The following is a 25,331-nucleotide window of genomic DNA, read 5'->3' as shown; positions in this document are numbered from 1 at the left end:
ATCTAGTGTTACACAAAGCTCGACACTAGAGGGACACGTTAAGGGGCTCTAGTGAGCTAAACTAGACTACCACCCCCTGCATCTCACCACGGGATGACACGGAGAGTGCTCCCATGACCCCATAAATACAACGCTTCTCACACTTTCTCAAGACAGTTTCAAAAATTATTTATTAACCGTCTTAAGCTAACTTTTTAAAATTCTTTCATCATGATAGACTATGGAGCCTCAATCCTTCAGCTCCGACACGGCCAAGGCCGTGACGTCACAGTTCGTGGGGTTCCTCCTGGACTCCTACGACCTAACCATGATATTGAGTATAGCTCCAGTGCTGGCTAAGGTGCTACTACCTCCCGAATCTCCCCTCCTCTCTACGTTCAACATAATACTGTCCTACTCCTTAACTATCATATTCAGGCCTCTGGGCTCAGCCATTTTTGGCAACCTCGGAGATAAGATAGGAAGGAGGGCCGACCTGATCATAACTGTCATAGGTCTAGGCTTGGCCAGTGCTCTAACCTCAGCACTCCCTACTTACACTCAGGTGGGCATCTTGGCCTTCATCCTGTTTGTGCTGGTCAGGATCCTGGTGGGAGTGTTCGCTGGAGGAGAGTACTCAGCAGGCCATCCCTTCGCCATGGAGTGGACTCCGTACAAGTGGAGGGGTTTAATAAGCGGTCTAGTGCAGGGAGGTTTCTCCTTCGGTGCAGCTTTGGCTGCAGTGGTGGAGGCCACGTTCATAGGGATTTATGGACTTAAGGGAGTGGAGGATTATGCCTGGAGGTATATCTTCCTGACAGCGCTAGCTCCGGCAGTTGTGGCCCTTGCAGTTAGGCTTGCCATGAAGGAGACTCCAGTCTTCGAGGACGTAAAGAAGAAGAACCTAGTGAGGAGAACCCCACTGGTGGACCTCTTCAGGAAGCCCTACAGGAGGGACTTCTTCCAGGTCATGTTGTACATGACGGGCATGTTCTTCTTTGCATACTCTCTCTTCGCCTTCGTTCCTGCGATATTGGAACACCAACCCTCGACTTTCAGCCTAGGCATCGCCGAGACCGTGTACTCCTACGGCACTTACGCCGCGTTCGCAGGGGCATTATTCTTCGGGGCCCTCTCCCAGTACGTGGGGAGGAGGAGGTTGACCCTAATCTGGGCAGTCCTGACCTTGTTGCTGTCGGCACCTGTATATTACCTCCTCATAACCTCAGCGTCTCAAGGGAACGTTCTCCTAGCGTCCCTGGCGTCCATGATGATAGGAGTCATAACCCAAGGACCTTGGGGAATAATACCCATATACCTCTCCGAGAGGTTTAAGGCTTCCATGAGGGCTAGCGGTGTAGGTTTCGGTTACTCCTCGGGAATATTCCTGGGTGGATGGTTCAGCATATACGTTCCACTGATGCACAACTATCTCTTCAAAGGGTTGGACACTCCCAACAACGTGTGGTTCTCCACAGCTGTGTTGCTCATGATAGGGGCCATCCTGGTGGGGATAGGACAGTACCTAGGTCCTGAGACGCTTGGAACCAGGTTGGTGGAGGAGACCCAAAGGGTGTGAGTTTTTCCTACCCAAGTCGCTCAAGTTCAATTTTACCAATCTCGGAAACTGTACCCTAAAAGACCCCTTTGGTTATAACGCAGGTAGTGGAACCTTTGACTCTAAACTACTCGCCTCTCGAATTTAAGATGTGACAGCAGTTATTAGATTTCACCTAGATTACAGGGCGGTACCCGAGGGAAAGTCCCATAATCGCCGTGTAAAATTATTTAGCTTAAACCATCCCCATATCCTCATGGTTCTAAGATACGACCTTCACCAGGACGAGATCCCGAAGGAATGGTACAACATCCTACCAGACCTTCCAGAACCCTTGCCTCCACCATTGGACGAGACCGGGAAGTCCTTCGAGGTACTCAAGAAAGTACTACCCTCAGAGGTTCTGAGGTTAGAGTTCTCAAATGATCGATATGTGAAGGTGCCCGAAGAGGTCGTGGAAAGGTATTTGCAGGTCGGCAGACCCACTCCCCTAATAAGGGCTAGGAGGCTGGAGGACAAGCTGGGGAACAGGGTCAGGATATTCATGAAGATGGAGAGTCACACCTACACTGGATCGCACAAGATAAACAGTGCCCTGGCCCACGTGTACTACGCCAAGAAGGACGGCGTAAACTTCGTGACCACCGAGACCGGGGCGGGACAGTGGGGTTCCTCCGTCTCCCTAGCATCAGCCCTGTTCGGACTGAAGGCCTACGTCTTCATGGTCAGGGCTAGCTACTTCGCCAAGCCCTACAGGAGGTACATGATGCAGATGTACGGGGCTGAGGTCCATCCCTCACCCTCAGACCTCACGGAGTTCGGGAGGAAACTCCTGAGGGAGAACCCACAGCACAGCGGTTCTCTGGGGATAGCCATAAGTGAGGCTGTCGAGTACGCCGCGGAAAAGGGAGGGAAATACGTGGTTGGAAGTGTAGTGAACTCAGACATTATGTTCAAAACCATAGCTGGACTCGAGGCCAAGAAACAGATGGAGATGACCGGTTACGACCCAGACTTCGTGATTGGAGTTGTGGGAGGAGGCTCCAACTTCGCAGCCCTGGCCTATCCGTTCCTGGGAGAGGAGCTGAGGAAGGGTGAGAGGAAGAGGAGGTACATAGCTGCAGGTTCCTCGGAGGTACCCAAGATGACCAAGGGGGAATATAAGTACGATTACCCTGACACTGCGAAGATCCTACCTAAACTCAAGATGTACAGCATAGGCTCGGACTTCGTCCCCCCACCCGTCTACGCTGGAGGCCTCAGGTACCACGGAGTTGCCCCGACCCTATCCCTGCTCATGTCCAAGGGCATAGTGGAGGCCAGGGATTACTCACAGGAAGAATCCTTCCGATGGGCCAAAATGTTCTCCGAGATAGAGGGTTGGATACCGGCACCGGAGACCAGCCATGCACTCCCTATCCTCAAGGAGATCGCGGACGAGGCAAGGCAGAAGAACGTGACCTACACCGTGCTCCTGAGTTTCTCAGGTCACGGTCTCCTGGACCTGGCAAACTTCGCAGACGTGCTGGGTTTCAAGTGAAAACCTTTTCAAGGTCACGGAACCTTTCCCTCCAGGTACTCACTGAGGTTCTTCAATAGGAAGTACTTCATGGTGTCGTTGGTCATACAGAACCTGTCAGTCCTTATTACTCTGATAGGTGTGTTGAACACCTCCATCCTGTCCCTCAGGAGCCAGATGAATCGGACTATCCTCGGATCCCTGACTACGGCCACGCAATCGGAGGGCCTATACGCCTTACAGGTCGAGACGAACCTGTGTGCGAAGTCGTAGTCGTCGTCAGGGAAAGCGTACTTCTTCATGGCCCTCTCCTTGCTCCCCATGGGGCACTTGAGAATCATGGGGACCTTGACGGAGAGTCCCCTACACACAGTACTGTTGGTCTCGACGTATATGAGGGCCTTAAACACGAGGTAAAGGAAGAGGACGAATTAATAACTTTTTTCTCTATTTAACCCTAGTCTCAGGAATACTCAGTGATTGACCGGGGAGTTAATCCATGTCAGGACTGGTCTACCTCACGCGGTATTCATGAGACTTTCCCTCAAATATCAACGCGTAGTATAGGTTAAGTCTGATAGTCACTCCGACGGGGAATCCATTGATCCGTCACGGTATAAAGTAGCACCTCTCTGAGACTGTAACGCTTCTACGTAACTACTGGTTATTTTTAATCACTTCTAAATATCGTTTTGACAAGTTGTGTTTATATAGTATCACCGAAGTAGTTTTTATTGATGATCCCCCTAACTGATGACGGGCACTGCTCACGAGGTTTGGGGAGTGATAAAAGTGTGGATGGGAGGGTATTGAAGTTTCCCTCGACTAGCCCCAATGAGTTAAGGGTGACCCTGTATGATCCCTTAAGAGGGGTGCCCGTGGTGGAATTAGAAGTAATTAAAAGTAAGGAAAAGTTACGCCACGGGTAAACACTTCTCTTTTCTGGCCCTCAGGTAAACCTTGTAAGGTCTCGTCGGGACTGAATTTTCAAACATTCCTCCCCGGGAGTTCGGGGTTTTGGACTAGCTGAATTCTTTTTCCGTGTTAATAGAGATCTTTTTGTAAACCTCTTATTGGTAGAGGATGACCTCTCACGCCGATGTGAGCCATGCCAGAAAGGGAGTGAGGGTTGGGACGTGAACCCGTGCCATCAAGCTTCAACGAGTCCCGTGAGCTACACATAATTAGAATTAATGCGTGGTTGAGGGTTAAGTCCCCACATGATCACGATTGAAGGCAAAATGATGAAATGAAAGTGTAGGGACGAACTGTTTCCTCGTACACATAAAAACGCTGAACACTCCCTCCTCCCGAGTCTGATCAGTCCATGGATCACGGAACTATCAGACTCCTTATGGCCTCTCCCTCTTCCAATAACTTAACTGCCTCGTTTATTTCTTCTAGCTTAAATCTGCCCGTCACTAACGCTGATGGATCGTATTTCCCCTGCTTGATCAACTCCATTAGTCTAGGCATGTCTACCCTGGGTCTGGCCCCGTAATTTCCCACCACGGTTATCCCACCTCTGACTATGGACGCTACCTTAAGGGGTATCATGGCACTGGAGGGAGGCAAACCCACGAGCACGACCCTCCCACCTATCCTGACCGCGTCCAAGGCCATACGAATAGTCTCCTCATTGCCTCCAGCTTCCACGACCACGTCTGGTCCTCCACCTGTCATCTCCTTCAGGGCCTTCACCGGGTCTTCCTCCTTGCTGTTGACAGTGTCAGTGGCCCCAAGTTCCATGGCCCTCTCCAGCTTCCATTTCTTTGTCCCCACAGCTATTATCCTCCCGGCTCCGGCACTCCTCAAGACCTGTATGGTAGAAAGGCCCACCCCGCCTACTCCTATGACCGCCACAGTCTCCCCGGGCTCTACCTTACCCGCCAGGACTGCCCCGTAACCGGTGAGTCCTGCACATCCCAACACTGCCAATCTCTCCAGTTCCATCCCCTCAGGTATCTTGGTTAGTGCGTTCTCTCCCACAACTGCCTCCTCTGCAAACCCTCCACCCAGGAACGCCCTGATCTCCTTCCCTCCCATGCTCAGCCTACTGCTCCCATCTGGCATGATGCCCTTGAGCCGGACGGAAGAGAAGGTCTCACACAGGTTCTCGTGCCCTGATACGCAGTTCCTGCAAGTTCCACAGGGATGTATGAACGCAGAGATGACCCTGTCTCCAGGCCTAACTCTAGTAACTCCCTCCCCCACCTGTTCCACCACGCCAGCGATCTCGTGCCCTGCCACCACGGGAGGAGGCACAGGGGTCTTCCCCTCGAAGACGTTGACGTCGGAGTGACAGAGCCCAGTGGCCTTTACTCTGATGAGCACCTCGCCCCTCCTGGGAGGAGAAATGTCAACCTCCTCAATCCTGAGAGGTTCCTTGTACGCATGAAGGACTGCAGCTTTCATAATATCTACTCTCGTGAGGGTTTAAAATATTTAAAGTGTAAAAGTGTCACTCTTTTTACCTACTTCCCGTACGAATAACGTATGAGGATAGCCGTAGTCGGTTCGGGAACCATGGGACACGGGATAGCTGAGGTGGCAGCTATCTCTGGTATGGAGGTCAAGCTAATAGACGTCTCCTGGGATATACTCAGTAGGGCCCGGGAGAGGATGACCGAGTCCCTGAGGAGACTTCACGAGAGGGGAGCCATCAGGGAGTCCCCGGAGCAGGTGATGGCAAGGGTCGAAATGTCCATCTCCTACGACGTGGCCAAGGACGTGGACTTCGCCGTGGAGGCTGTTCCTGAGGTTCTGGAACTGAAGAGGAAGGTCTTCCAGGAACTGGACAGGGTAACTCCCAAGGGAACTATACTGGCGACCAACACAAGCTCTATCCCCATAAGCGACATAGCCGAGATCACGGGGAGGAGGGAGAGGGTCATAGGGATGCATTTCTTCAACCCCCCTCCACTCATGAAGCTCGTGGAGGTGATCCCCAGCAAGTACACAGATGAGGGGGTGGTCCAATTCACGGTGGACTTAGCCAAGAGGATGGGTAAGGTTCCAGTCAGGTTGAGGGTGGAGGTTCCAGGGTTCGTGAGCAACAGGATCTTCCTCAGGCTCCTGCAGGAGTCCTGCAGGGAGGTGGAGAGCGGGGAGGCCACGATTCAGGGAGTGGACTACACCGCCAGGAACGTCATGAAGCTCCCAATGGGCATGTTCGAGTTGGCCGATTACGTGGGGTTAGACGTGATAGTCGACCTCTGGAAGGTGATAACTGAGAGGGGAGCTGAGGACGTGCCCTGCAGAATGTTCAGAGAGAGGGTGGAGAGGAAGGAGTTGGGTGTCAAGAGCGGCAAGGGCTTCTACTCCTATCCTTCCCCTGGGAAGTATGTCAAGGTTAGCCTCGGGGAGGAGAGGGGTGTGGATCCAGCCAGGCTCATCTCCCTTGCAGTGAACGAGGGAGCCCAGTTGATACAGAACAGGATAGTCAACGCCCAGGAGATAGACGTGGTCATGAAGCTGGGCTTCAACTTCCCCAAGGGGCTCATGGAGATGGCCGATGAGCTTGGACTCGACAGGGTGGTCGAACACCTGAAGGAGATCAACTCCAAGGGGTTCAAGGCCTACTCCCCGAATTCCCTACTCCTGGAGATGGCGAGGGAGGGTCGTACCTTCGCGAAGACTTAAAGTTTTTAAATTGTTTAAGCAATCTCTAATCATGACACTCCAGGACTATAACACGATGCACTCCGAGCTGAGGGAGAGCGGTTTCATAAGGTCGTCCTACCCTCCTGACCCTTCGGAGACCCTTTGGAACAAGAAAGCCATGACAATGAAGAGGGAGGAACTGGAGCAGGTTAAGTCCTTCAGGTTGAGGAGGATAGTGAAGTGGGCCTGGGAGAACGTGCCCTTCTACAGAAATTACTGGAAGTCCAAGGGATTTGACCCAAGCTCTGTGAGGGATTGGAGGGATGTGGTCAAGATACCCATCCTCAGGAAGGACGAGCTGAGGAAGGACCTACAGGCCAACCCTCCCTTCGGGACCATCATGGTCCCAGATCTGGCCAGGAGGATAAGGTTCGTGGGGGCAACCTCCGGCTCCACGGGACTCCCCACGTTTCAGGGTTGGGGGGCACTGGAGCTGGACTACTTCGAGGAGGCTCAGGCCAGATACCTCTGGACCTTCGCGGGAGTTAAACCCACAGTAGTCTATGCCAATTACCTAAATATGAGCGGGTTCTACAGCTGGGGACCTCCCCTGGTGGAGACCGCCATGTGGAGGTGCGGGGCCACAGCCATAGCGGGGGGAGGAGAGACCTACTTCTCCTGGAAGAACAGACACAACCTCATCTTCAGGCTATGGAAGGTGGACGTGCTGGCTACTACGCCTTGGCTCCACAGGCTGGTGGGAGAGGAGGCGAGGCTGGAGGGCTGGGAGTCCCCGTTCAAGGTACTCCTCCTCCACGGCGGAGCGGCAGCTGAGAACACCAAGAGGAAGCTCTTCCAGGTACACCCCAACGCCAGGTTGGCCATAAGTGTGTGGGGAACGACGGACGGTCACATGGCGATAGAGGTACCCAACTTGGACGGACAGCTGGTGATCTGGGAAGACATGGAGATTTTCGACATAGTGGACCCCAAGACCGACGAACCTGCGTCAGAGGGGGAGAGGGGAGAACTAGTGGCGACCCTCCTGAACCACTTCACAATGCCCCTCATAAGGTACTCCCTGGGAGATTACGTCAAGAACGAGTTCGTGACTGACCCTGACCCAACCTACGGCATAACCCACGCCAGGTTCGTAGAGCCAATCCCTGGAAGGGTTGAGTGGATGTTTAAGGTCAGGGGTAAGCTGCTGCTGCCCATATACGTGGAGGACGCCGTAAACGAGATCCCGGACACCACCGGGATGTTCAACATAATGGTCTACGCCAACGAGATGGACAAACTGAAGATAAGGGTTGAAACCAGGAGGAGCGTGGACAGGGAGTACGATTCCAGGGCCAGGGAGATCTTGGCAGGGAGGATAGGACTGAACCCTGACGAGGTCGAGATAGAGTGGGTGGAACCGGGGAAGACTGTGTGGACAGGTTACAAGCTGCAGGTGTTCGTTGACCAGAGGAAGAAGTGAGAGTTTCAGACAATTTAATTTTATCTTTATGATAATTTGAGGTTCCTCTCGTCTCAGACTATTCAGCCTTGAGCTGACAGGTAGTTCACAACGTCAGTCCTCCACTACTAAGCCTGCTATAACTGTGATCCCCACGCTCTCGGCCGTCTCCTTGACTTGTCTCTCAATACTGTTGGCTATTAGGAACAGCCTGACGGGCTTCTGGTAGAGCGACCGGAAAACCTTCTCCCTGATCTCCAACTGCTCCACTGCTCCCTCGTCGGCGAAGTTCTTCACCTCAAAGACGTATATGGCGTCGTCGGTCTCATAGAAGTCCACCTCGTATTTTCGCCCCTTGCTGACCACTCCCTTCTCGTCAACTATGGTGGCGTGTTTAACTGCTGACGGATCGATTCCGTGTAACGATAACGCCTCCTTGTACAACTCCATGATGGTCCTCTCGATGTAATGACCGGCCCGGGAGGTGAAGCTTGAGAAGGATACGTTCATCCTCTGGATCTCCTTCCATATGCGGGTGTTCTCCTCCTCGATCCGTTCTATCCGTTCGTTGATCCGCTTGATCTCCTCCTTGGTGCTCTGTATTTCCTGCCAGATCCTCTTGTTCTCCTCCTCGATCCGTTCTATCCGTTCGTTGATCCGCTTGATCTCCTCCTTGGTGCTCTGTATTTCCTGCCAGATCCTCTTGTTCTCCTCCTCGATCCGTTCTATCCTCCCCACGCTCTCTCTGATCGTCTTAAGGATCTCGTCGGCCCTCCTCAATAGCTCGTCGTTCCTCAGCTTGTCGTAGACCTTCTCCACGATCTTCCCTATGAACTCCTCGTCGGCCAGTAGCTTCCTAGCCGGTTCCTCTGACATGAGTGACTTTACTCGCCTAAGGTAAAAACTTATGTTGACTCCTCTTCCCGTGACCTAAACTTCTCTTTAGGGATGAGATCTAAGTCTGGGAGACTCCTCCCGTGTCTTATCCTCATTGAGGGATAACGAGAGCTTCATGTGAGAGAGGTAGGACGAGTTTGACCTGCTTAGGAACTAAATTTTTACGGAGAGTCCAACCTCCGTCTCGTCGTAGGCGGTAGGCGTAAGATCAACTTCTAAACAGCAGTTATCAGTTTTTACCTTGATTACAGGGTGCTGCCTAAGGAAAAGATCTCACAATTGCTACTCTAAAATGTTTGATCTTCGATCCTAATTCTGAGTGGAGTCGTCGTATTAATCGTGAGCATGATCGGGAAGGTGGTATGACGACCCTCACAATACCTTCAGTTAACCTCACGTAAAATGAGGTCCCACCTGAACTCCTGGGGGAAGAGAGGGAGAAATTTACAGAGTGCTACAAGATATCATTTAGCCACATTGTGTACTATCCTGCTCAACAATTGAGTCTTGGTGACCCTGAAGTACAGGGTGAAGTGATATCCACCCAGGACTTTATCCACTTTCAGTAGATCCACTTCATCGTTCACGTAACCTCCCAGCTCCAGGTTAGCCTTCCCTTTCCATATTTCCCCGAACTTGCTCTCGTCCCTGACCCTGCTGACCACCTCGTACAGATCCTCCTCGTTGTCTCCCCTGCTGGGGAACCTCCTTATGTTTATGAACGGTCCGAAGTTCTTTGTGGGGATCGAGTCGGCCCTGTCCTCCAGCTCTACCTGAAGTCTGAACAGGTTTGCTCCACCCCTCACTACGTAACCTCCCAGCCTTAGCCCTACTTCAGGCTTGTTATATCTGGGAAGAAGCGGGTGTAACCTCGTCATGGCAATCTTGGCTATCTTCTTGGGGTAGCCGTCCAACCATCCCCTCACTAAGGCCCAGTCTTTATCGACCCACATGAACGGGTAGTAGAGGTAGTTCTTGTCCTGGAAGTTTACCTTGAACCCTATGGCACCTTCCATGTACTGCACCAAGTCGGGGTCCTGGTACATGTAGTCCCAGTTGCTCTCCGACGCCGAGACGAACTCAGCGATGTATACCCAGCCCTCCCCGTCAGTGGTGAGAAATTCTGGTAGTACCTGGTTCGCAGATTCCTCAGTGAACTTTACGTGTGCGGCTATGTACGTCACGCCGTAATACCAAGGAGGCGGAAAGACTATCTGCGACCTACCCCTCCTGGTTATGGGCATAGTAAAGCTGTTGTTTAGGTTCGAGTCAGTCATAAGTGCACAACTCCTAATTACTAAATAAGTGTTTCCTCAAACTAGTTCAATTGTCGCTCAGGTTCGTTCTACGTCTAAGGGAGGTTGAGAAGTCGCACAGGTGAGATACGAGAGGTTCGTCACCTGTTACGTAGGTAGACGATGAAGAGGTGATAAACGAGTTAAACGTTGAAGAGGTTTAAGTACGTTACAGCGGTTGTGGGACTTTCCCTTGAATATCGTCCTGTAATCAAGGCAAAGTCTAATAACTGCTGTACGTTATTTGTAGGTGAGGTAGTGAGAGGAATGCCGAGGAAACCGAGGACAAGCTTATCTCTTCCGGTTATTTCGAGATAATGGGATAAATCGTCTGGAACGTTCAGGAGGAATGGGGGGGGGTGTAGGAAGGTTAACCGGCATTAGTCCCCACACTCCTAATGGGAGGGCTAGCTAGAGGAACGCAGCCTAGACGTTCCTGTTGAAACGGGAATTGATGGGTACTATAGTATCCCTGCGTAACTTTTAAACACTTTTAAATCCAAGACGACGTGAGTTATTTTCATGTGGTGTTACCAAGGAATTTCCTTCTGATGATCTCCCAACTGATGACGGACACTGCTCACGAGGATGGGAGAAGTTGGATGGGAGGGTGTTGAAGTCCCCTTCGATAGCCCCGATGATCTGGGGGTGACCACCTACGAGCCCTTGGGAGGGATGGCCTGGTATATTTAGAGATCAGAGTTGTTAGAATTCGCCTAGATTACAGGGCGATACTCAAGGGAAAATCCCATTGCTGCTGTAGAGACATTATAGAAGGTAAGTTACGCCACGGGTAAACACGTTGTGGGAGTTACCTCAAGATCTGCACTGTGGTCACCGTCATCAGGGGGTCGGTGTTGGAACAGAACCTGAAGACCGTGAAGGAGTACCCGACTCCGTTCAACGTCATTCGTGTAGGGCCGCCCGATGAAAACTTAAAGTTACGTTGAGCCCAGTGACATGATCTAGCATCAAAAACGTGAAGGATGTCTTGGTTAACTTAAAAAAAGAAAAAGGTTATATTAATAACACAGTGAACTGATTGGTCAAAACTGTAAGTACTTCAGTTCCAGCGTAGGCCTCAGGGACACCATTCACTAGCATATCGTGGACGTTGTAGGCACTCTCACCAGTGTCGGAGCCAAAGGTGTAGAGGGAGGGGAAGGGAGTTATCTTCCCCGTGGAGTTGACGTAGTACAATCCCAAGGTGTCGTTGAGGTTCACGAACTGAGTGGGAGCCCCATTACCTCCGCCTCCCCACACCAGTTCGGCGTCGTAGTACAGTCCGTCTGGGGTGTATACGTTCCCGTTCACGGTTATGGCGGCAGAAACGATCCCGGACTGCTTTATGGTCACCTCATCGTAGTACTGTACTTGAGGAGAGCTAACGGGCTTACCGTTCTGGAGTATCTCGTATCCGAACCATATGCTCAAGGAACTGGAGGTGTAGGACACGTTCACCACGTAAACGTAGGAGAAGGGGTAGTAGTAGGTGTAAGTCGGTCCAACGTCGTAATAGAAGGTGTTTCCTCCACCCGCGGAGGTGACCTTTCCGTTACCTGAAACCACAGAGGACGACAGAACCGAGGGATTACCGGTCAGGTTCCATATGTTGTCTATGAAGGTGACCTTGTTGTTGTTGGTTTGGAAGCTACCCACGTCCTGGAGCCAGTAGGCGAAAGTCCCATGTGTTGTGTTGACCTGTAGTACCACGTTCATCTGGAGCGTGGCTGAGTACGGATTAACTCCGTACTTCCTCGCCATCTTATAGTACGCTAACAGGTTCGACACGTTGGTGTAACCCAGAACCTTATTGGTGGTTATGATGTAAGGCGTAACTTTCCCTGAGTAATTGAAGAGCCCGAAGGAGGCTATACCTCCAGGGGCCGGTGGAGAGGAGTAGTAGAGGTAAGGATTGACATATTCCCCAGGCACCACATGTTTCCCGTGCACAGGTGGAAACATCGCGGGAATATTATTGGTAGAGAGGGAGATGAGAGAAAAAGGGGAAAGGGTCATGAATAAGGCTAAAACTAGGGAAATCGATCTCATCCTCCTAAAGACGTTGAGGAAGTTAATATGACTATCTTATTAACGATCGCGGAGAGCGTTCAGGCCTAGATGCCTCTCAGTAATCCAGGTTGCCGACCGTTTAAGCTCAGCAACTGTATGGGCTGAATCCTTTTTCATGTTAATAGAGATGTTTTTATATCCATTTATTACGTTTTTATTGATAAAAGATGAGCTCTCACTCCATGTGGGCTATGCCCAAAAGGGTGGGAGGGATTGCAGAGATGTGAGCCCCGTGCCGTTGGGCTCTAAGGAGTCCCGTGACCCACTTACCTTGAAGTCGGTTAGGTTGCTGATGGCTAAGTCCCTGCACTCCATCATGATTGAACATAAGATGAGTGAAATGAAAGTGTAGGGACAAAAGGATCAAACCACGATTGCAGGGATTCAAGGTAATCCCTTGGGTTGAGGAGGGTTGACGAGGGCACGCCATTGTAGCCCCTCCTATGAGTTCCTGATCTGGTCAGTCCTCGGTCAATGAAGTTCAAGGAGGCTAGCCCTCTTCGGCGAGGGACTCAGCCCCTGTACACTAACCCCTTCTCTGAGACCCTGAACTCCTTAGCCTTCACCGAGAGGATCGACTTCACTACTGTCTCGTTTAACAGGAGATTGGTAGGCTTCACTTCCTTTGCCCCCGCCCGCATCATTACTCTCACGGTCACCTCCTGGGACGTCGCCTCCTTCCCCCTTATCTCGTCCTCGATCCATTTTAACAGCCTTCCCGCGTACTGAACGTTGAAGTCCAGGAGTTCCTGCATCTTCCTCTTCTCGTACACGGGGCCGTGAGAGATGACCACGTTCTCTACCGCCTTAAATAACTCCCTCAACTTCTCCATGCTCTCCAGTGCAGCCCAGAAGTCAACGAAGAAGGGGAACACGAAGCCCTCAAGCACCTTCTGGCCGAAGAAGGAGTCTCCGGCGTACAGGGTTGAGCCCAGTATGTAACCGGAGTGACCCGGAGTGTGGCCCGGGAGTGGCACAATCTCCACCTCAGGGTCCCCAGAAAGGGATATCTCCCCGATCACCAAGTCATAGGTGAACAGGGGTGACTGGGGAGAACTGAACCCGTAGGTCATCGCTCTCCTGCCTATCATGTTGAGGGCCCACATGTCCTGGGGAGGGATGTACTTGACTTTTGCCTCCGTCGTGAGGCCGAAGATGTGGTCCATGTGTCCGTGCGTGGCCATCTGTACTTCAGCGTTCAGTTTGACGGACGAGTTCCTTCCACCCTGATCGATCACCACCCTCCCCTGATAGATCAGGGTGTTAGGAGAGCCAGGGAGGACTTCCACGTCCTTGCCGAGTCTCATGAGGTGATAGTGAGGAGGTGGAATAAAACCGTGACGCAGTTAAACCTTGAGCTGGAAGTTGTCACGGTGCTAGGCCTTGGATGACAAGGTAGAGGGCTGGGTCAGATCAGAGTTGTAGGGAGGTGTTAAGATCTGCGGGGACGAGGTCTGCGGTCTGAACCCGATCCGAGACGGGGGCTAGGCATTCCCTGGTAGGAATGATTCCCAGGTCGGGTCCTTGGGGTCCGGCTCGAGCTTTCCTTCCCAGATGCCTCTCCGACAGTCGCGATGGCCCCAGGAAGCTGACCAGAAGGCATCTCAGGGGAAAGAGTACGTCTGAGTCAAGACCTTTACCATGTCCCAGGAGGGCCAGGTTCGTCGCTCATTGCATCGTTGAATGAGCTGACTACAAGAGAACACCTTCCTATTAAGTACGCTAAAGGTGGGTAGCCCTATCGAGGCCTTTTTCTCTCATCAGTCATCGGATTTCTCAGAATTTGTAGTCCCTTAGTATTAAATAAGTTAACGTTAAAACTAAGTCTCAAAGACCCTGACACGTGAGACATCTCCCGTCTGAGGATCCGGTCCCCGCCTATCTCAGACCTCTTGAGACTGGTGGGATTCGAAAACCTAAGTCACAGCAGTTATGGGACTTTCCCTCGAATATCGCCCTGTAATCAAGTCAAAATCTAATAACTGCTGTAAGTCAAAAACCTAAGAGTTAAAGTAATTAGTCCCACTTTCCTACACGAGATGACTTGAGCGATCGGGTAAAACCAGTGTACGCCAGGGGCTTCTTTTCGGTCTCCTCTGACGGATGGGTCAACCAGCTCGTGGTCTTCTACTATTACGACCCAGAGTCCTACTATGCGGGGCTCTCCCCGGACGAGCTGTCCAAGGAACGCGAGACTCTCAAGGAGAACATGCAGTACTTCCTCGACCAGGAGAGGATAGCGATCAATGGTAAGGTCACAAAGGCCAGGGTCAGAATAGTCAGGATAGGGCTGATCTCCACTAACTATCCCTTCGTGGAGTACGTGATCGACTTCAAGGGGGAAACCAGGAGGGGAGAGAACGTCTATGAGAACGAATATGAGAGGGAAGTAGCGGAGTATCCCTATGAGGCCCTGTGGATCTTTCCAGGTCAGGTGACCTCCCACAGCCTCGCCGGGAACGTCAAGGTGTTCAATAACGTTTTGGAGCTCACGGTAAGTCCTGGAACCGAGACGGGAGGTCTGGAGTGGATAAAGTTCAGGTTGTGAAAGTTCATTATAACATCAGAGCTTATCTAAGGATGTTCTGGGGTCCCTGATCCCGACCGCAGACGGCCTCGAACCTTGGGAGTTAAGGGTAATTCAGAGCAGGATGGAGCTACACTCGGTTATCAGTGATCTCCCGGTGAGATGCCAGAACCTTTCACGACCAGGAACTCCTAGCCGATCCCACATCCCAGTGACGTTACGGTTGATGACAGAGCTCGCCACCGACTCCTCCTCCGCTAACGCCTTAGCTCTGTCGTAAAATGCGTCGTGCTGGTGCCTCGCATACCCGGGGGCCAGAACGGTGACGTTGAGACTCTTCACTCTTGCAGCAGATATGGGATTTCTCGTTAGGTGTAGCCTTGGAGTCAAGGCGAAATCTAATAACTGCTGACTCTGGGATGAGGGCCTCGATCTGACTCACGTTAGTCCTCGTCACACCTTTATGTGGTGAACCACTGTCCCGTAGTCCTCAAACAGGACGAAGTTTATGAGGTGAGATACGTTAGGTAAGACTGCAACGCTTCTACGTAACTACTCGTTATTTTTAATCACTTCTAAATATCGTCTTGACAAGTTGTGTTTATATAGTATCACCGAAGTAGTTTTTATTGATGATCCCCCTAACTGATGACGGGCACTGCTCACGAGGTTTGGGGAGTGATAAAAGTGTGGATGGGAGGGTATTGAAGTTTCCCTCGACTAGCCCCAAGGACTTAAGGGTGACCCTGTATGATCCCTTAAGAGGGGTGCCCGTGGCGGAATTAGAAGTAATTAAAGAAGGTAAGTTACGCCACGGGTAAACACGTAAAACCCCCTGTTTATCCCCATGAGTGCATTAGGGCACTCTTCTCTTACCCGCCTTATCAAGCTGACCACACCTCTTTCAGTTTAAGTACTCTGTTTAGCTACATCCACGCCATCGAAGATCACTCCTTGAAACTTCGTAGACATGACGTAACTCAACTTGGCACTTCATGTAGTCCTCCAGCTCAGGTGACGAGACGTTGAATGGACTGGTTCCGCTGTATGTCGTAGCCCGTACTAACGTTAGATGAAAGGGAACAAGAACCTAAGGACATGTTAGGGAACTTCCCGAGGTCCAGGTAGGCCATTTTGACCCCGTACATCTGTGATAGGGCAGTGGCGTTCACCTCCGTCCGGTCTGTGACGGCAAAGGAGAGGTTGAGCCGTGATCTTAGAACGTGAAGCGAAGATCCCTACCCTAGCCTCTCCTCGAGTTCCTCAAGGGTGCTGACATTGATCAAGTCCTCAGATAACTCTCCCTTCCTCGAGGCCTCCTTCACTATCTCCAGGAGTATCTCCTGGAAGTTGGGGACTGAAGAGTACTTCTCAGCGATCTCCCTGGGGGTCAGCTTCCTCTCCTTGAACACCTTTATTATTACCTCAGAGACGATCCTGTGGGCCGGGGAGCCGTGGCCGGTCTTGATTCCAGCCCTGGAGAAGAGCTCCCTGAGTTTGGGGGTCTCCTCTATCTCGTCCACAAGACAGGCCGGCCCGGGCTTGGGTTTAGCCTTAGAGGTGTTGAACTTCCACTCCATGGGGAAAAGTAAGCTCGCCGGTATAAAAGGAAAGACTAGGAAAGATAAGATAAAGTTAAGCTGAGGCTGAAGGTGAGTAAACTTTATAATATTAACTGTATTATTTTCTTTGCCGCGGTAGTATAGCCCGGTCAAGCTCTGCGCCGAAAGTATGCGGGCCTCTCAAGCCCGTGGCCCGGGTTCAAATCCCGGCCGCGGCACTAATTTTCCCTTAAATTGAAAGAGAGCTACGTTCTCTTTATAAAGACGTAAATGGAACATTAAGCCTTATTTTTGGAACAGCGTCACTTTCTTATAAATAGGGTAGAAATATATGCTAATTGGTGTTTCTAAACTGGACGAGCAACAAAGGAAGATAATTATTAAGAAGTTAGTAGAGAAGTTGGGGTTATCTCAAGCTGCAAGAGCGTGGTCACCACGTGATAAAATAGGCGTCTCATGGTATGACCTAGCGCTCGTCCCCTTTTCGTGTACTGATGTAGGATCAATTAAGTCACTTTCATTCTATAGAAACAAATAGAAATCGCAATGGAGCCCTGAATCGCCCTCCCTACCAGAAGTCTCATAAATTTCAACTGATATTTCCTTAATTCCTAACTCCTTTGCAATCCTATATCTAGTGTAGCCGTCTAAAATCTCATAGTTTTTATTGACCGTGATAGGATCCAGAAAGCCCAACTGCTGTATCGATTTCTTTAGCTCCTCATAACTGTTATTCTCTGGTATTAACTCCTTATACTCTGGTACTTCTTTGATGTTATCAATACTGACTTTGATTATTGTAATGAACCTAGCCATTACGCGTTCACCATCTCCTTTAACCTTTCAATTTCTTCAATGAACTCGTCTAGCATCTGTTTGCCTTTCTCAGTGATAATGTATTTTCCATCTCTGGTCTCTATCGCTCCTAGTGCCAGTAATTTGTATATATTGTCCCTTACTGTATTGTATGGTATATCAGCTTCTTCACTAATTTCAGTTATTGTTTTTGCTTCTTTCTTTTTCTTTAGAAAAGCGAGGATTCTATACATGGGGATTCCTTTTGGATCTCTTTCTCCGACCATATTTATCGTATAATGTTATACATTACACATTATTTAAATCTTTCTGTATCTCGTTTCACATTACAAATTACATAACATTATATGAAGAGTAGACTGATAGTATCATGTAGTGTTTAGCATGACGAATGAAAAGCCGTTTGCGTTGAGTGAAGTCGCTCAGAGAGTCTTAATAGTGTTAGGGAGGGAAAATCGCGGCTTAACTGTAAGGGAGTTAGTAGAGAAGACCGATACTAATAGCGGAAGTATAAAGAGAGCGTTGGAGGAATTAACAGAACTTAAGCTGATAAAAGAGGAAAGGGAAAACGTCTTCCCTTACAGAAGAGTGATCAGTTTAACGGAATTGGGAAAGGAGGTAGCTAAACGGGTTATAGAAATTGAAGAATTAATTAAGAAAGTGCGGACTAATGACTGAAGAGTGGAAATTAGTATTCCATATTAAAATGAAGAAATTAGCAAGAGACTTTCAGCGTGACGAATTGGAAAGAATAGAGGAAGCCCTGGATAAGCTTAGTAAGAGGAAACTAAATGAGCTTAATATGAAGAAATTAGAAGGATGGAAAGACAACGAAAATAGGGACGTTTATAGGATAAGAGTTGGGTGGGATATACGAATACTTGTTTCTTTCGATGACGATAAAAAACAAATTCACATATGGAGAATCGCTAGGAGGGAATCCGTTTACGATGAATAATATCGCTCTCTTTCTTAAGCTCTTCAAACAAGTTATGCAATTCTTCACTATTATTAATTACAGTAACCTCCTCAGTCTCTGGCTCTATTATTTTGATTTGCTTCTTTTCCATAGGTAATAATTAGCACTGGGAGTTAAAAAGATACAAGAAATGTATACTATGTTTCGTTTAACGTTACACAGAAAAGTTTTTATATTGCGTAATGTATAACATTACATAGAACAAACATGATTTCCACCCAAATCCCCAAAAATCCGATTAAAAGGTTAGATGTTTTTACACCTTGGGAGAAGGTGTAGTAGTAGCTGGAGACGTAGAGAGTAAGAGTAGGAAGGGATTATTGCACTACACCAGGATTGTTTTAGACCCGTTAAGCCTGAAAGTGGTCAAAGCTACTTGCAGTTGTGAAGCTGGGAGCTTCGGAAAGAAATGCTGGCATTTGAAGACTTTAGAGCAGATGATTAAGGAGGAGCTAAGGGAAAGGATAGAGAAGGCAAGGCAGGAAATGATGCAAATAGAGGAAGACATTGCCTCATGGGGTTGAGAACCATGCAGAGTCAGAGAGAAGTGAAAGGCGAAGAGCTGTTAGAAGTTATCAACGCTATTTATCACATTAATGAGGCTATGAAGGTTGTAATGAGCTATGACGATGAGGCATACGAATACCTAACAAAAGCTAGGGAATCCTTAATATACTATTTAATATCTCAGGTGAAGGACTATGAGTGAAGTACTGCAGACTCAAAAGAATTTAGAATACTTAGTTAAGTTGTTGAGGGTTTACTTTCAATTAGACGAAATATTAAGTTTCGCAATGGAAGAGTTAGGAGGCGATGAAATAGTAGTTGAAATATCAGCAGTTAAGGACAGGGTAAGGAAAGTGATTGAGAGAATGATAAGTTAGAATTTTTCTTCAGTAAACTGGGGAGTTTATTCTAATTCTCTACAGAGAGGAATAAGCAAGGAGCGTTAGTGTTCCCAGAGACTGCTACTAACCTCAGAGTTAAGTCAGTAGAAGTTAGAGATGGGTATAATAAGGAGGGTAAGGAATAGAGGCACAGGTACTGTAACAAGGGAAGATATAGCTGGAGACGACTTAGAGAGAAAGCCCTACGTACCCAGCGGCTATAAGATAACGGGAGAGAAGGACGAAGTAGCGGGTCTTGTGCATAGGAGGGAGTGGCAGATCAAGGAGACCAGACTGCACGCCCTCGGTTCGGGGCTAAAGGAGAACTATAAAGCTGCAGCAAAAGAGCTAGGTAAATCGCTGTCAGTAAGGTTCGACGCGTTAATGGAGAAGTACACTGGGGTTAAGCCTATAGAGGCAATAAGGAGAGAAGTAGGAGACGTGAAGCTAAGAAGGAGCTAATAAGACACATAAACAAACAAGATAAATCTTTTTCCCTCTTCTTAATCCTTATATATTATTCTAGGTTAGATTAAATTATGGAACAAATAATTGAGTTCCCAGACGTATTAGAGTTAGTGGAACAGCATAAACTACCAAAAGAAATCTACGCTCCAGATAGGACTCTGCTCTTTTTGCCGTATGAACCGACTATTAAGAGCCCTCTAATAGCAAATAGGAAGAAGTGGAAGCTATTCGCTAACTATAGCTTAACAAATGATTACGAAGTAGTTCAGATAAACACTACTGGACAACTGATTAGAATAAAGGAGGATCCAGACATAGACGAAATGATGGGATATGTACGAAAAGAGCACCCAGGTGCAACTGTTGAGGAAGTAATATCATTTGCTCTTGAAAGCACAGTAGAACAGACCGGAGAGTTTAAAGACGACGACGAATTCGGTGCTTATGCTCTTACATTATATCTTATGTTGGCATATCTCATACATTACGGTGTTCTAATTCTCGTAAAAGATTAGATTTTTTGTATAAACTCCCCAGTTTACCTAGTAAAAATTCAACCCCAAGCTCTACGCTCTCCGGTCTAGGGTTGCTTAATATTTTTGCTTATATATTAGCTTAGTATTTAGCTTATATTTAAGATAATAGACAAAAAGAGAAAGATTTTTAAACGCGGTTCCTATATCTTTTAATGTGGTTTGTGAGAAGTGGGAATTGAAATTCTTGTTTAGGAAGAGGATAACTAATCTTGAAGAATTATCGGAATTTTTAGCTAAGGAATTTCCTCATGAGGAAGTTGTAATGTTAATTTTTGATAAATTGTATTTGCTCGGAGAAGACCCCAAAAAGTATGCCAGGGAGAAATTAAAGAACCAGACTGATAAGGACGGAAGGCCTTTATTCTCTATAGAAGTTACTGGAGATATAAGGATAGTCTATAGTTTTGAGCCAAAAAATTGTACTGTATTCATTTGGAGGATTGGGAAGCATAAGAAAGCTTACCGTTTCTAGCCCTAACTTTCTTAAGCGTTAATTCCTTTAACTTCTCTAATTCTTCATCACTTTCAATTGTTACGAAGTAATATTCTCCGTCTTTTCCGCTCCTCATATGTATAAACTTCTCACAGAGGTTATTAAAACGATATGCTAATCGAATTCTCTTATTGAATTTTGAAAAATTGTTAAGTAAGCAGTATAAGCACTTATACTGGGATCTCGGCTTTCTATTCTTGTTAGAAAAATTGTAAAAACTCCCCAGTTTACTGAAGGAAAATCGTGAACTACAATGTCATTATTACTTCTTATTCTTATCCCTGAAATATCGTTTGTAAATTGATTGTTTAATCCAAGCAATCTTTTGTCTTTCCATTCTTTGATGAGCATTTTTTGGTGTATGACCTCTTGCCATTTTATTTCATTATATGGTATAGATAAAGTAGTATAAAAATTCTCAATATCCATAATGAATATAAGTTATAACAACTATATACTATATACTATTATTCTACCATTAATCCTGCCTGGATCCGCGATTTTTTGCTTACAAGAGCCAGCTCTTACATTAATGGCCCTAAATGCTACACTTTGTTAACCCTACTATTTCCAGTTAGGGAACTCATTTTCAGTCCTCTTCTAAGGAGGTAACACTTTATTAACCCTAGTTAAGGTTTATTAAGGGAAATTTCTCAATACAATTTTATGGAAGTTAAGATAGAGAAACATAAGTCAAGGTTTACCATTACACAGCTCATACTTATGGTAATGGCTAAGGCCCCAGGGAGCTGCTGCAGTTTGGAATACCTACATGAGAAGACTGGAGTAGACAAAAAGGAACTGTTAGTTTATCTGACGAGGTTAGCTAAGAAGGGGATAATAGAAAGGAAATGGCATAAAAGTAGGGCCGGAAAGGAGAGGATGTACTGTCTTAAGTATAAGGAGGAGATAGTATGATGGAAGACCTACTAGAATCGTTACCTGAATTTTTCCTCAAATTCCTCCCCAAATTCCTCCTTAGTATTTTATTTCAATTTATATCTTTTCTTGTAACTGCTTATATATTCGTCCACTATTATCTTTACTACATTAGTAACCACTTTGTAAATAGCCTGTCCCAAAACAACACAATTCTAGTATTTTCTCCACCTGATTTAATCCAGTTTATAATTTTGTGGATTTCAATCCTTATGATATCTATGGTGGGCTTAGGATATTTACAACCTTTAGAAGATAGAACGGATATAATCTCAATTATTTCAGGGCTTTTCCTTATGGGCCTCCTAATAGTTTGCGTCCCCCTTTTTATCTTAAACCCAATTATAGCGATCGTGTCCCTAATTCTATATATACCCTCTGGTGTACTTGGTTACATTATAGGTACAAAAATAAAAGAATAGCTTGATTGGCAGTTATGGTAAACTGGGGAGTTTAACGGTTTGAAACGCTGACCGATTTCTGCTATCATTTTATTGTACTTTTCTTTCATAACATAATTCTACTTCTACTTCAACATGCAACAGAAAACGTTTCTTTTCAACGTTTTACTGAAACGTTATCTAGCCTCTCAAGCCCGTGGCCCGGGTTCAAATCCCGGCCGCGGCACTAATTTTCCCTTAAATTGAAAGAGAGCTACGTTCTCTTTATAAAGACGTAAATGGAACATTAAGCCTTATTTTTGGAACAGCGTCACTTTCTTATAAATAGGGTAGAAATATATGCTAATTGGTGTTTCTAAACTGGACGAGCAACAAAGGAAGAGAATTATTAAGAACAGCAGTCATGGGACTTTAACGTAACTTAAAGATTTTCATCAGCCCCGGCGGTCCACCTAAATGACGTTCAACGAACCTGAGGAACGCCTCCACGCTCCTCAGGTTCAGCTCCCCCACCAGCTCCCTGAGGACGTTGTTGATGGTGAAGATCGTGAGGTAGCCCTGGAGCCTCTCCCTCTTCCAGAACGAGGAGTCCTCCAGTTCCAGGGCCTTGACGTCCCTTGGAGTTCCTCGATCTCCCACCCGACAGGCCTCCTCGACTTCCTCGCTGAGCGAGAGGTCGGTCGTGTAGAGGCACCTGGCGTGTGTCCCAGAGTCACGTTTATGTTCCCGGACTAGCAACTTCACCATAATCACTCGGCCTCCCAGGGTCAGGTCGGCGTAGTAGACTCCGGGGGGTATCCCACTGGGAGGTGTCCCTCCTCGAGGGTCCCCTGGACCGACTCGACCCTGAGCTCGGTTGGACTTGAGCTCAGACACTACGTTGTCCCTCACGAGCTTCTCGGACAGTACTGGGGTCGAAGACGACCCTGGCTACCGGAAGCGCTCCTTGAGCACGTCCAACATCTCGCCACCTCGATCTCGGTCTTGAACTCGGTGACCATCCTAAATCGACATCTTCCTCACGGCGTAGGGGAAAACCACCATGAACGTCCTGCCCGTGGAGAGGTCCACTATGGCGACCGTGAGGAGCTTGGCCCTCTCGAACCTCCCGTGGGTGTGGCAGTAGGTCCAGTGGTTCTCAGGGGCTCACGTCCTCCCGGAGTATTGTGGTCCACGGTGTCGTCCACGATGACGGCCACCTGACCCTTCACCAGTCTGACAGGACCTCCAGGTACTCCCTCCACGCGTCGTCGAGTTCTCCCAACGCCTCCAGCAGGTTTGCGTAGTCCAACCCGAACGTCTCGGCCGCGTTCCTCACGCTGGCCCTCCCACCTACCAGGACCATGAGGACTAGCGCTAATTAACCTTCCTGCTCCTCCCGTTCCTCCTGACCACTCCCAGCCTGTTGACCGCCTTGACCAGCCTCTCCCTAGCGAACTCGATTTGTCCCTTTCCGTTCAGCACCTTTTCAGCAGGAAGACGTCGAAAAATAAAAACTTCTCACAATACCGACTTTCCTGTATTACCTCCCTAAGATTCCCATAACTGCTGCAAGTATTTGATTGCGGACGGGAATTACGTAAAGATGAGGGGAGGCAGGAAGGCTGTGATTATGATCGTTCTCGGACTCATAGAGGGTAGAGTGAGGGGCATGCTGAACCTCCTCCTCTCCCTGGCCGAGTCCTTCAACTCATTCCTGGAGGTAGGTTTAGCAATCGCCACCACGCGTGGAGGACTAGATCGTCCGTGCCATAGCTATTAACTACAACCTCTCGATCTGTTATCTTATTCCTGTAATAATATTACATATATTCTTATTTCTTCATCAAATGATCGAATATATTCAATAATTTCTTCATTGAATAAGCTAAATCAACTGAGATATTACAATTCGCAAAGGATCCCTGAATCTCCCAAATGTAATTTGCAATGTTAAATTGGGAAAAAGATACACAGAATTCTAAAGTTATGGTTTATTTTCTGAGCTTAATCCCTTAACTTTGCTGAACACTCCGAGGAACATGAAAAGTGATGCTAAGGGAAAGATTAAAGACGTTAAGCCAAGGTTTATAATTAGTCCTTCCATAAAGTTGTCCAGAGCGGTAATTATTGTGCTGACTAATGATATTACAGCCACTTTATCAATGTCCTTGTTTACAGTCCTGGCGTAAAGGTATGACACGTTAGGGGACACGACCGCGTAGAGAAAAGAATAAGAGATGTACATGACACCGCCGTAATATCCAATTCCCATGAGAGCCAAAATCAGCAATGAAAGCATAAAGCTCATGATAAGTAATCTGCCTTTGATAAACTTGGAAAAATAAGCACCTATCGAAGAGATAACAAATACAATGACGAAATAAAACACCTCGTCATATACTGATAAATCGGTGTAGTAGTGAATTACTATCGGTATCATATTGGTAAAGAGTGAAACGCCTACAACATAGGTTAAGTACCAAGAAAACTCCCTCAAATTTCTCCTAACAAATTCAATTGATAAGGTGTATTTTACAGCGACCGGCTTCATTTCAATAAACTGTGACAGAACTATAGGAACGATCGCAACGAGAAAGAAAGAAAGGTAAAAAGTAGAGAATGGAATGTACTTAGTAAGGTAAAAGGCAAGGAAACCAAGGGCTGCGAATACTCTCCTCAAAAAACCTAGTGCGGAAAATTTAGATCTATCTAAATCTCCCATGAATACAGTAACCGAAGAACCTAGAGAACTTGAAAGACCTATCAGTAGAGCATTTGCCAGGAAAGTAAACAGAGAGGGATATAAAGCCAAATTAAGGAACACTATGGATGAAAATAAAAAAAGACAAAGTATAGCTTAGCCTCTCTTTGCCCTTAAAATAATGAAGAATTGGAATAAATGTAATTTTAGATAAAAACTCAAGCGAATATATTATACCAATCTCATAAGGACTTATACCAAATAAGTACATGTACAAGGGATAGCCTAAGAACTGAAATCCTAAAAGAAAGTCCTTAATTACTAAAGTAGAGGCTATGAATCTGAAGAAGTTTTTATGGGAATCCATTTACTACTAACCTTTTCGTATATTTCTAGTTGCTTTCTTATAACAACAGTTATGGGAATCTTAGGGAGGTAATACCAAGAACTCGGTATTAGCGAGAAGTTTTTATTTTTCGACGTCTTCCTGCTGAAAAGGTGCGGAAAGGGACAGATCGAGTTGGCTAGGGAGAGGCTGGTCAGGGAGATCAACAGGCTGGGCGTGGTCAGGAGGAACGGGAGGAGCAGGAAGGTTAATTAGCGCTAGTCCTCATGGTCCTGGTAGGTGGGAGGGCCAGCGTGAGGAACGCGGCC

29 protein-coding genes, 1 tRNA gene and 3 pseudogenes are annotated in these 25,331 nt (G+C 47.7%); 20 read left to right on the top strand and 13 right to left on the bottom strand.

Annotated elements, in window-relative coordinates:
* Positions 1-220: 220 nt before the first annotated feature.
* Both METMK1DRAFT_RS04215 and METMK1DRAFT_RS04210 read left to right on the top strand, forming a co-directional pair.
* The gene (locus METMK1DRAFT_RS04215; protein WP_009071236.1) at positions 221-1,558 is read left to right on the top strand and encodes an MFS transporter; all 1,338 of its coding nucleotides are present in this window, start codon (positions 221-223) and stop codon (positions 1,556-1,558) included.
* Positions 1,559-1,793: 235 nt separating this feature from the next.
* A complete protein-coding gene (locus tag METMK1DRAFT_RS04210) occupies positions 1,794-3,077 on the top strand; it encodes a TrpB-like pyridoxal phosphate-dependent enzyme (protein WP_009071235.1) in 1,284 nt (427 codons plus the stop codon).
* 14 nt (positions 3,078-3,091) lie between these two features.
* Here the strand turns inward: METMK1DRAFT_RS04210 and METMK1DRAFT_RS04205 are convergent, their stop codons facing one another.
* The gene (locus METMK1DRAFT_RS04205) at positions 3,092-3,466 is read right to left on the bottom strand and encodes a hypothetical protein (protein WP_009071234.1); all 375 of its coding nucleotides are present in this window, start codon (positions 3,464-3,466) and stop codon (positions 3,092-3,094) included.
* Positions 3,467-3,793: 327 nt separating this feature from the next.
* On the opposite strand from METMK1DRAFT_RS04205, the gene METMK1DRAFT_RS04200 reads away from it, so the two are divergent.
* Complete coding sequence (locus METMK1DRAFT_RS04200) at positions 3,794-3,985, top strand: hypothetical protein (RefSeq protein ID WP_009071233.1); 192 nt, start codon at positions 3,794-3,796, stop codon at positions 3,983-3,985.
* Positions 3,986-4,388: 403 nt separating this feature from the next.
* Here the strand turns inward: METMK1DRAFT_RS04200 and METMK1DRAFT_RS04195 are convergent, their stop codons facing one another.
* Entirely contained in the window at positions 4,389-5,471 is a 1,083-nt protein-coding gene (locus METMK1DRAFT_RS04195) for a succinate-semialdehyde dehydrogenase (protein WP_009071232.1), read from the bottom strand.
* Between the two features lie 81 nt (positions 5,472-5,552).
* On the opposite strand from METMK1DRAFT_RS04195, the gene METMK1DRAFT_RS04190 reads away from it, so the two are divergent.
* Positions 5,553-6,698 carry a 3-hydroxyacyl-CoA dehydrogenase gene (locus METMK1DRAFT_RS04190; RefSeq protein WP_009071231.1) on the top strand — a complete coding sequence of 382 codons (1,146 nt, stop codon included), beginning with the start codon at positions 5,553-5,555 and terminating at the stop codon, positions 6,696-6,698.
* A 31-nt stretch (positions 6,699-6,729) separates the two neighbouring features.
* Positions 6,730-8,142: an acyl-CoA synthetase family protein gene (locus METMK1DRAFT_RS04185; protein ID WP_009071230.1), complete on the top strand. Its 1,413-nt coding sequence runs from the start codon at positions 6,730-6,732 to the stop codon at positions 8,140-8,142.
* Between the two features lie 93 nt (positions 8,143-8,235).
* Here the strand turns inward: METMK1DRAFT_RS04185 and METMK1DRAFT_RS18890 are convergent, their stop codons facing one another.
* The 3 genes from METMK1DRAFT_RS18890 to METMK1DRAFT_RS04170 form a co-directional block, all read right to left on the bottom strand.
* Positions 8,236-8,997, bottom strand: coding sequence for a DUF3782 domain-containing protein (locus tag METMK1DRAFT_RS18890; protein ID WP_009071229.1), 762 nt, complete (start codon positions 8,995-8,997; stop codon positions 8,236-8,238).
* A 485-nt stretch (positions 8,998-9,482) separates the two neighbouring features.
* Complete coding sequence (locus tag METMK1DRAFT_RS04175) at positions 9,483-10,295, bottom strand: acetoacetate decarboxylase family protein (protein WP_009071228.1); 813 nt, start codon at positions 10,293-10,295, stop codon at positions 9,483-9,485.
* A 1,035-nt stretch (positions 10,296-11,330) separates the two neighbouring features.
* Entirely contained in the window at positions 11,331-12,365 is a 1,035-nt protein-coding gene (locus tag METMK1DRAFT_RS04170; protein ID WP_009071226.1) for a thermopsin, read from the bottom strand.
* Positions 12,366-12,543: 178 nt separating this feature from the next.
* On the opposite strand from METMK1DRAFT_RS04170, the gene METMK1DRAFT_RS04165 reads away from it, so the two are divergent.
* Positions 12,544-12,738 carry a hypothetical protein gene (locus METMK1DRAFT_RS04165; RefSeq protein WP_425357375.1) on the top strand — a complete coding sequence of 65 codons (195 nt, stop codon included), beginning with the start codon at positions 12,544-12,546 and terminating at the stop codon, positions 12,736-12,738.
* Between the two features lie 160 nt (positions 12,739-12,898).
* Here METMK1DRAFT_RS04165 and METMK1DRAFT_RS04160 read toward each other — a convergent pair whose 3' ends face one another.
* On the bottom strand, positions 12,899-13,693 hold the full coding sequence (locus METMK1DRAFT_RS04160; protein WP_009071224.1) for an MBL fold metallo-hydrolase: 795 nt from the start codon (positions 13,691-13,693) through the stop codon (positions 12,899-12,901).
* Positions 13,694-14,430: 737 nt separating this feature from the next.
* Between METMK1DRAFT_RS04160 and METMK1DRAFT_RS04155 the strand changes: the two genes are divergently transcribed.
* Positions 14,431-14,934, top strand: a complete 504-nt coding sequence (locus tag METMK1DRAFT_RS04155) for a hypothetical protein (RefSeq protein WP_009071223.1) — start codon at positions 14,431-14,433, stop codon at positions 14,932-14,934.
* A gap of 93 nt (positions 14,935-15,027) precedes the next feature.
* Here the strand turns inward: METMK1DRAFT_RS04155 and METMK1DRAFT_RS04150 are convergent, their stop codons facing one another.
* The gene (locus METMK1DRAFT_RS04150; RefSeq protein WP_048087408.1) at positions 15,028-15,303 is read right to left on the bottom strand and encodes a hypothetical protein; all 276 of its coding nucleotides are present in this window, start codon (positions 15,301-15,303) and stop codon (positions 15,028-15,030) included.
* Positions 15,304-15,545: 242 nt separating this feature from the next.
* Here METMK1DRAFT_RS04150 and METMK1DRAFT_RS04145 point away from each other — a divergent pair, with 242 nt between their 5' ends.
* A complete protein-coding gene (locus METMK1DRAFT_RS04145; RefSeq protein WP_009071221.1) occupies positions 15,546-15,734 on the top strand; it encodes a hypothetical protein in 189 nt (62 codons plus the stop codon).
* 417 nt (positions 15,735-16,151) lie between these two features.
* Here the strand turns inward: METMK1DRAFT_RS04145 and METMK1DRAFT_RS04140 are convergent, their stop codons facing one another.
* Complete coding sequence (locus METMK1DRAFT_RS04140) at positions 16,152-16,493, bottom strand: BTB/POZ domain-containing protein (RefSeq protein ID WP_009071220.1); 342 nt, start codon at positions 16,491-16,493, stop codon at positions 16,152-16,154.
* A gap of 111 nt (positions 16,494-16,604) precedes the next feature.
* On the opposite strand from METMK1DRAFT_RS04140, the gene METMK1DRAFT_RS04135 reads away from it, so the two are divergent.
* Positions 16,605-16,693, top strand: a tRNA-Glu gene (locus METMK1DRAFT_RS04135).
* 304 nt (positions 16,694-16,997) lie between these two features.
* Here the strand turns inward: METMK1DRAFT_RS04135 and METMK1DRAFT_RS04125 are convergent.
* Both METMK1DRAFT_RS04125 and METMK1DRAFT_RS04120 read right to left on the bottom strand, forming a co-directional pair.
* On the bottom strand, positions 16,998-17,291 hold the full coding sequence (locus METMK1DRAFT_RS04125; protein ID WP_009071218.1) for a ParB N-terminal domain-containing protein: 294 nt from the start codon (positions 17,289-17,291) through the stop codon (positions 16,998-17,000).
* Positions 17,291-17,557 carry a winged helix-turn-helix domain-containing protein gene (locus tag METMK1DRAFT_RS04120; protein WP_009071217.1) on the bottom strand — a complete coding sequence of 89 codons (267 nt, stop codon included), beginning with the start codon at positions 17,555-17,557 and terminating at the stop codon, positions 17,291-17,293. The genes METMK1DRAFT_RS04125 and METMK1DRAFT_RS04120 overlap by 1 nt, the downstream gene beginning before the upstream one ends.
* A 118-nt stretch (positions 17,558-17,675) precedes the next feature.
* Here METMK1DRAFT_RS04120 and METMK1DRAFT_RS04115 point away from each other — a divergent pair, with 118 nt between their 5' ends.
* From METMK1DRAFT_RS04115 to METMK1DRAFT_RS04080, 8 genes and pseudogenes are all read left to right on the top strand, one after another.
* Complete coding sequence (locus tag METMK1DRAFT_RS04115; protein ID WP_009071216.1) at positions 17,676-17,969, top strand: helix-turn-helix domain-containing protein; 294 nt, start codon at positions 17,676-17,678, stop codon at positions 17,967-17,969.
* A complete protein-coding gene (locus METMK1DRAFT_RS04110) occupies positions 17,962-18,249 on the top strand; it encodes a type II toxin-antitoxin system RelE family toxin (RefSeq protein WP_009071215.1) in 288 nt (95 codons plus the stop codon). Before METMK1DRAFT_RS04115 ends, METMK1DRAFT_RS04110 begins: the two co-directional genes overlap by 8 nt.
* A 228-nt stretch (positions 18,250-18,477) precedes the next feature.
* Positions 18,478-18,794 (top strand): annotated as a pseudogene (locus tag METMK1DRAFT_RS04105) (SWIM zinc finger family protein).
* 5 nt (positions 18,795-18,799) lie between these two features.
* The gene (locus tag METMK1DRAFT_RS04100) at positions 18,800-18,979 is read left to right on the top strand and encodes a hypothetical protein (protein WP_048087605.1); all 180 of its coding nucleotides are present in this window, start codon (positions 18,800-18,802) and stop codon (positions 18,977-18,979) included.
* Positions 18,972-19,154, top strand: a complete 183-nt coding sequence (locus tag METMK1DRAFT_RS04095; protein ID WP_009071211.1) for a hypothetical protein — start codon at positions 18,972-18,974, stop codon at positions 19,152-19,154. The genes METMK1DRAFT_RS04100 and METMK1DRAFT_RS04095 overlap by 8 nt, the downstream gene beginning before the upstream one ends.
* Before the next feature lie 120 nt (positions 19,155-19,274).
* Positions 19,275-19,619 carry a hypothetical protein gene (locus METMK1DRAFT_RS04090; protein WP_009071210.1) on the top strand — a complete coding sequence of 115 codons (345 nt, stop codon included), beginning with the start codon at positions 19,275-19,277 and terminating at the stop codon, positions 19,617-19,619.
* A gap of 77 nt (positions 19,620-19,696) precedes the next feature.
* Positions 19,697-20,140, top strand: a complete 444-nt coding sequence (locus tag METMK1DRAFT_RS04085) for a hypothetical protein (RefSeq protein WP_009071209.1) — start codon at positions 19,697-19,699, stop codon at positions 20,138-20,140.
* A gap of 175 nt (positions 20,141-20,315) precedes the next feature.
* A complete protein-coding gene (locus METMK1DRAFT_RS04080; protein ID WP_009071208.1) occupies positions 20,316-20,633 on the top strand; it encodes a type II toxin-antitoxin system RelE family toxin in 318 nt (105 codons plus the stop codon).
* Between the two features lie 135 nt (positions 20,634-20,768).
* Here the strand turns inward: METMK1DRAFT_RS04080 and METMK1DRAFT_RS04075 are convergent, their stop codons facing one another.
* Positions 20,769-21,083 (bottom strand): hypothetical protein, encoded by a 315-nt coding sequence (locus METMK1DRAFT_RS04075; protein WP_009071206.1) that lies wholly within the window; start codon positions 21,081-21,083, stop codon positions 20,769-20,771.
* 237 nt (positions 21,084-21,320) lie between these two features.
* On the opposite strand from METMK1DRAFT_RS04075, the gene METMK1DRAFT_RS04070 reads away from it, so the two are divergent.
* Positions 21,321-21,572, top strand: coding sequence for an ORF80 family leucine zipper DNA-binding protein (locus METMK1DRAFT_RS04070; protein WP_009071205.1), 252 nt, complete (start codon positions 21,321-21,323; stop codon positions 21,570-21,572).
* An 833-nt stretch (positions 21,573-22,405) separates the two neighbouring features.
* Here METMK1DRAFT_RS04070 and METMK1DRAFT_RS18455 read toward each other — a convergent pair.
* Positions 22,406-23,455, bottom strand: a pseudogene (locus METMK1DRAFT_RS18455) (IS701 family transposase).
* 208 nt (positions 23,456-23,663) lie between these two features.
* Here METMK1DRAFT_RS18455 and METMK1DRAFT_RS19980 point away from each other — a divergent pair.
* A pseudogene (locus METMK1DRAFT_RS19980) lies at positions 23,664-23,844 on the top strand (IS256 family transposase); the annotation flags it as partial.
* Positions 23,845-23,960: 116 nt separating this feature from the next.
* Here the strand turns inward: METMK1DRAFT_RS19980 and METMK1DRAFT_RS04045 are convergent.
* A complete protein-coding gene (locus tag METMK1DRAFT_RS04045) occupies positions 23,961-24,656 on the bottom strand; it encodes a hypothetical protein (RefSeq protein ID WP_216586087.1) in 696 nt (231 codons plus the stop codon).
* A 40-nt stretch (positions 24,657-24,696) separates the two neighbouring features.
* On the opposite strand from METMK1DRAFT_RS04045, the gene METMK1DRAFT_RS18450 reads away from it, so the two are divergent.
* A complete protein-coding gene (locus METMK1DRAFT_RS18450; RefSeq protein WP_216586086.1) occupies positions 24,697-24,837 on the top strand; it encodes a hypothetical protein in 141 nt (46 codons plus the stop codon).
* Positions 24,838-25,331 lie beyond the last annotated feature (494 nt).

It is taken from the genome of Metallosphaera yellowstonensis MK1 (assembly GCF_000243315.1).
In the GTDB taxonomy this organism is placed as follows: Archaea; Thermoproteota; Thermoprotei_A; order Sulfolobales; family Sulfolobaceae; genus Metallosphaera; species Metallosphaera yellowstonensis.
Note: the sequence above shows the minus strand (reverse complement) of the source record. Positions and strands in the feature narration are given on the sequence as shown.

What these genes read in the sequence shown, in the direction of transcription:
- METMK1DRAFT_RS04215 (WP_009071236.1), top strand. Translation starts at nt 221, where the DNA reads ATGGAGCCTCAATCCTTCAGCTCCGACACGGCCAAGGCCGTGACGTCA.
- METMK1DRAFT_RS04210 (WP_009071235.1), top strand. Translation starts at nt 1,794, where the DNA reads ATGGTTCTAAGATACGACCTTCACCAGGACGAGATCCCGAAGGAATGG.
- METMK1DRAFT_RS04200 (WP_009071233.1), top strand. Translation starts at nt 3,794, where the DNA reads ATGATCCCCCTAACTGATGACGGGCACTGCTCACGAGGTTTGGGGAGT.
- METMK1DRAFT_RS04195 (WP_009071232.1), bottom strand. Translation starts at nt 5,471, where the DNA reads ATGAAAGCTGCAGTCCTTCATGCGTACAAGGAACCTCTCAGGATTGAG.
- METMK1DRAFT_RS04190 (WP_009071231.1), top strand. Translation starts at nt 5,553, where the DNA reads ATGAGGATAGCCGTAGTCGGTTCGGGAACCATGGGACACGGGATAGCT.
- METMK1DRAFT_RS04185 (WP_009071230.1), top strand. Translation starts at nt 6,730, where the DNA reads ATGACACTCCAGGACTATAACACGATGCACTCCGAGCTGAGGGAGAGC.
- METMK1DRAFT_RS18890 (WP_009071229.1), bottom strand. Translation starts at nt 8,997, where the DNA reads ATGTCAGAGGAACCGGCTAGGAAGCTACTGGCCGACGAGGAGTTCATA.
- METMK1DRAFT_RS04175 (WP_009071228.1), bottom strand. Translation starts at nt 10,295, where the DNA reads ATGACTGACTCGAACCTAAACAACAGCTTTACTATGCCCATAACCAGG.
- METMK1DRAFT_RS04170 (WP_009071226.1), bottom strand. Translation starts at nt 12,365, where the DNA reads ATGAGATCGATTTCCCTAGTTTTAGCCTTATTCATGACCCTTTCCCCT.
- METMK1DRAFT_RS04160 (WP_009071224.1), bottom strand. Translation starts at nt 13,693, where the DNA reads ATGAGACTCGGCAAGGACGTGGAAGTCCTCCCTGGCTCTCCTAACACC.
- METMK1DRAFT_RS04145 (WP_009071221.1), top strand. Translation starts at nt 15,546, where the DNA reads ATGATCCCCCTAACTGATGACGGGCACTGCTCACGAGGTTTGGGGAGT.
- METMK1DRAFT_RS04140 (WP_009071220.1), bottom strand. Translation starts at nt 16,493, where the DNA reads ATGGAGTGGAAGTTCAACACCTCTAAGGCTAAACCCAAGCCCGGGCCG.
- METMK1DRAFT_RS04125 (WP_009071218.1), bottom strand. Translation starts at nt 17,291, where the DNA reads ATGGCTAGGTTCATTACAATAATCAAAGTCAGTATTGATAACATCAAA.
- METMK1DRAFT_RS04120 (WP_009071217.1), bottom strand. Translation starts at nt 17,557, where the DNA reads ATGGTCGGAGAAAGAGATCCAAAAGGAATCCCCATGTATAGAATCCTC.
- METMK1DRAFT_RS04115 (WP_009071216.1), top strand. Translation starts at nt 17,676, where the DNA reads ATGACGAATGAAAAGCCGTTTGCGTTGAGTGAAGTCGCTCAGAGAGTC.
- METMK1DRAFT_RS04110 (WP_009071215.1), top strand. Translation starts at nt 17,962, where the DNA reads ATGACTGAAGAGTGGAAATTAGTATTCCATATTAAAATGAAGAAATTA.
- METMK1DRAFT_RS04100 (WP_048087605.1), top strand. Translation starts at nt 18,800, where the DNA reads ATGCAGAGTCAGAGAGAAGTGAAAGGCGAAGAGCTGTTAGAAGTTATC.
- METMK1DRAFT_RS04095 (WP_009071211.1), top strand. Translation starts at nt 18,972, where the DNA reads ATGAGTGAAGTACTGCAGACTCAAAAGAATTTAGAATACTTAGTTAAG.
- METMK1DRAFT_RS04090 (WP_009071210.1), top strand. Translation starts at nt 19,275, where the DNA reads ATGGGTATAATAAGGAGGGTAAGGAATAGAGGCACAGGTACTGTAACA.
- METMK1DRAFT_RS04085 (WP_009071209.1), top strand. Translation starts at nt 19,697, where the DNA reads ATGGAACAAATAATTGAGTTCCCAGACGTATTAGAGTTAGTGGAACAG.
- METMK1DRAFT_RS04075 (WP_009071206.1), bottom strand. Translation starts at nt 21,083, where the DNA reads ATGGATATTGAGAATTTTTATACTACTTTATCTATACCATATAATGAA.
- METMK1DRAFT_RS04070 (WP_009071205.1), top strand. Translation starts at nt 21,321, where the DNA reads ATGGAAGTTAAGATAGAGAAACATAAGTCAAGGTTTACCATTACACAG.
- METMK1DRAFT_RS18450 (WP_216586086.1), top strand. Translation starts at nt 24,697, where the DNA reads ATGAATACAGTAACCGAAGAACCTAGAGAACTTGAAAGACCTATCAGT.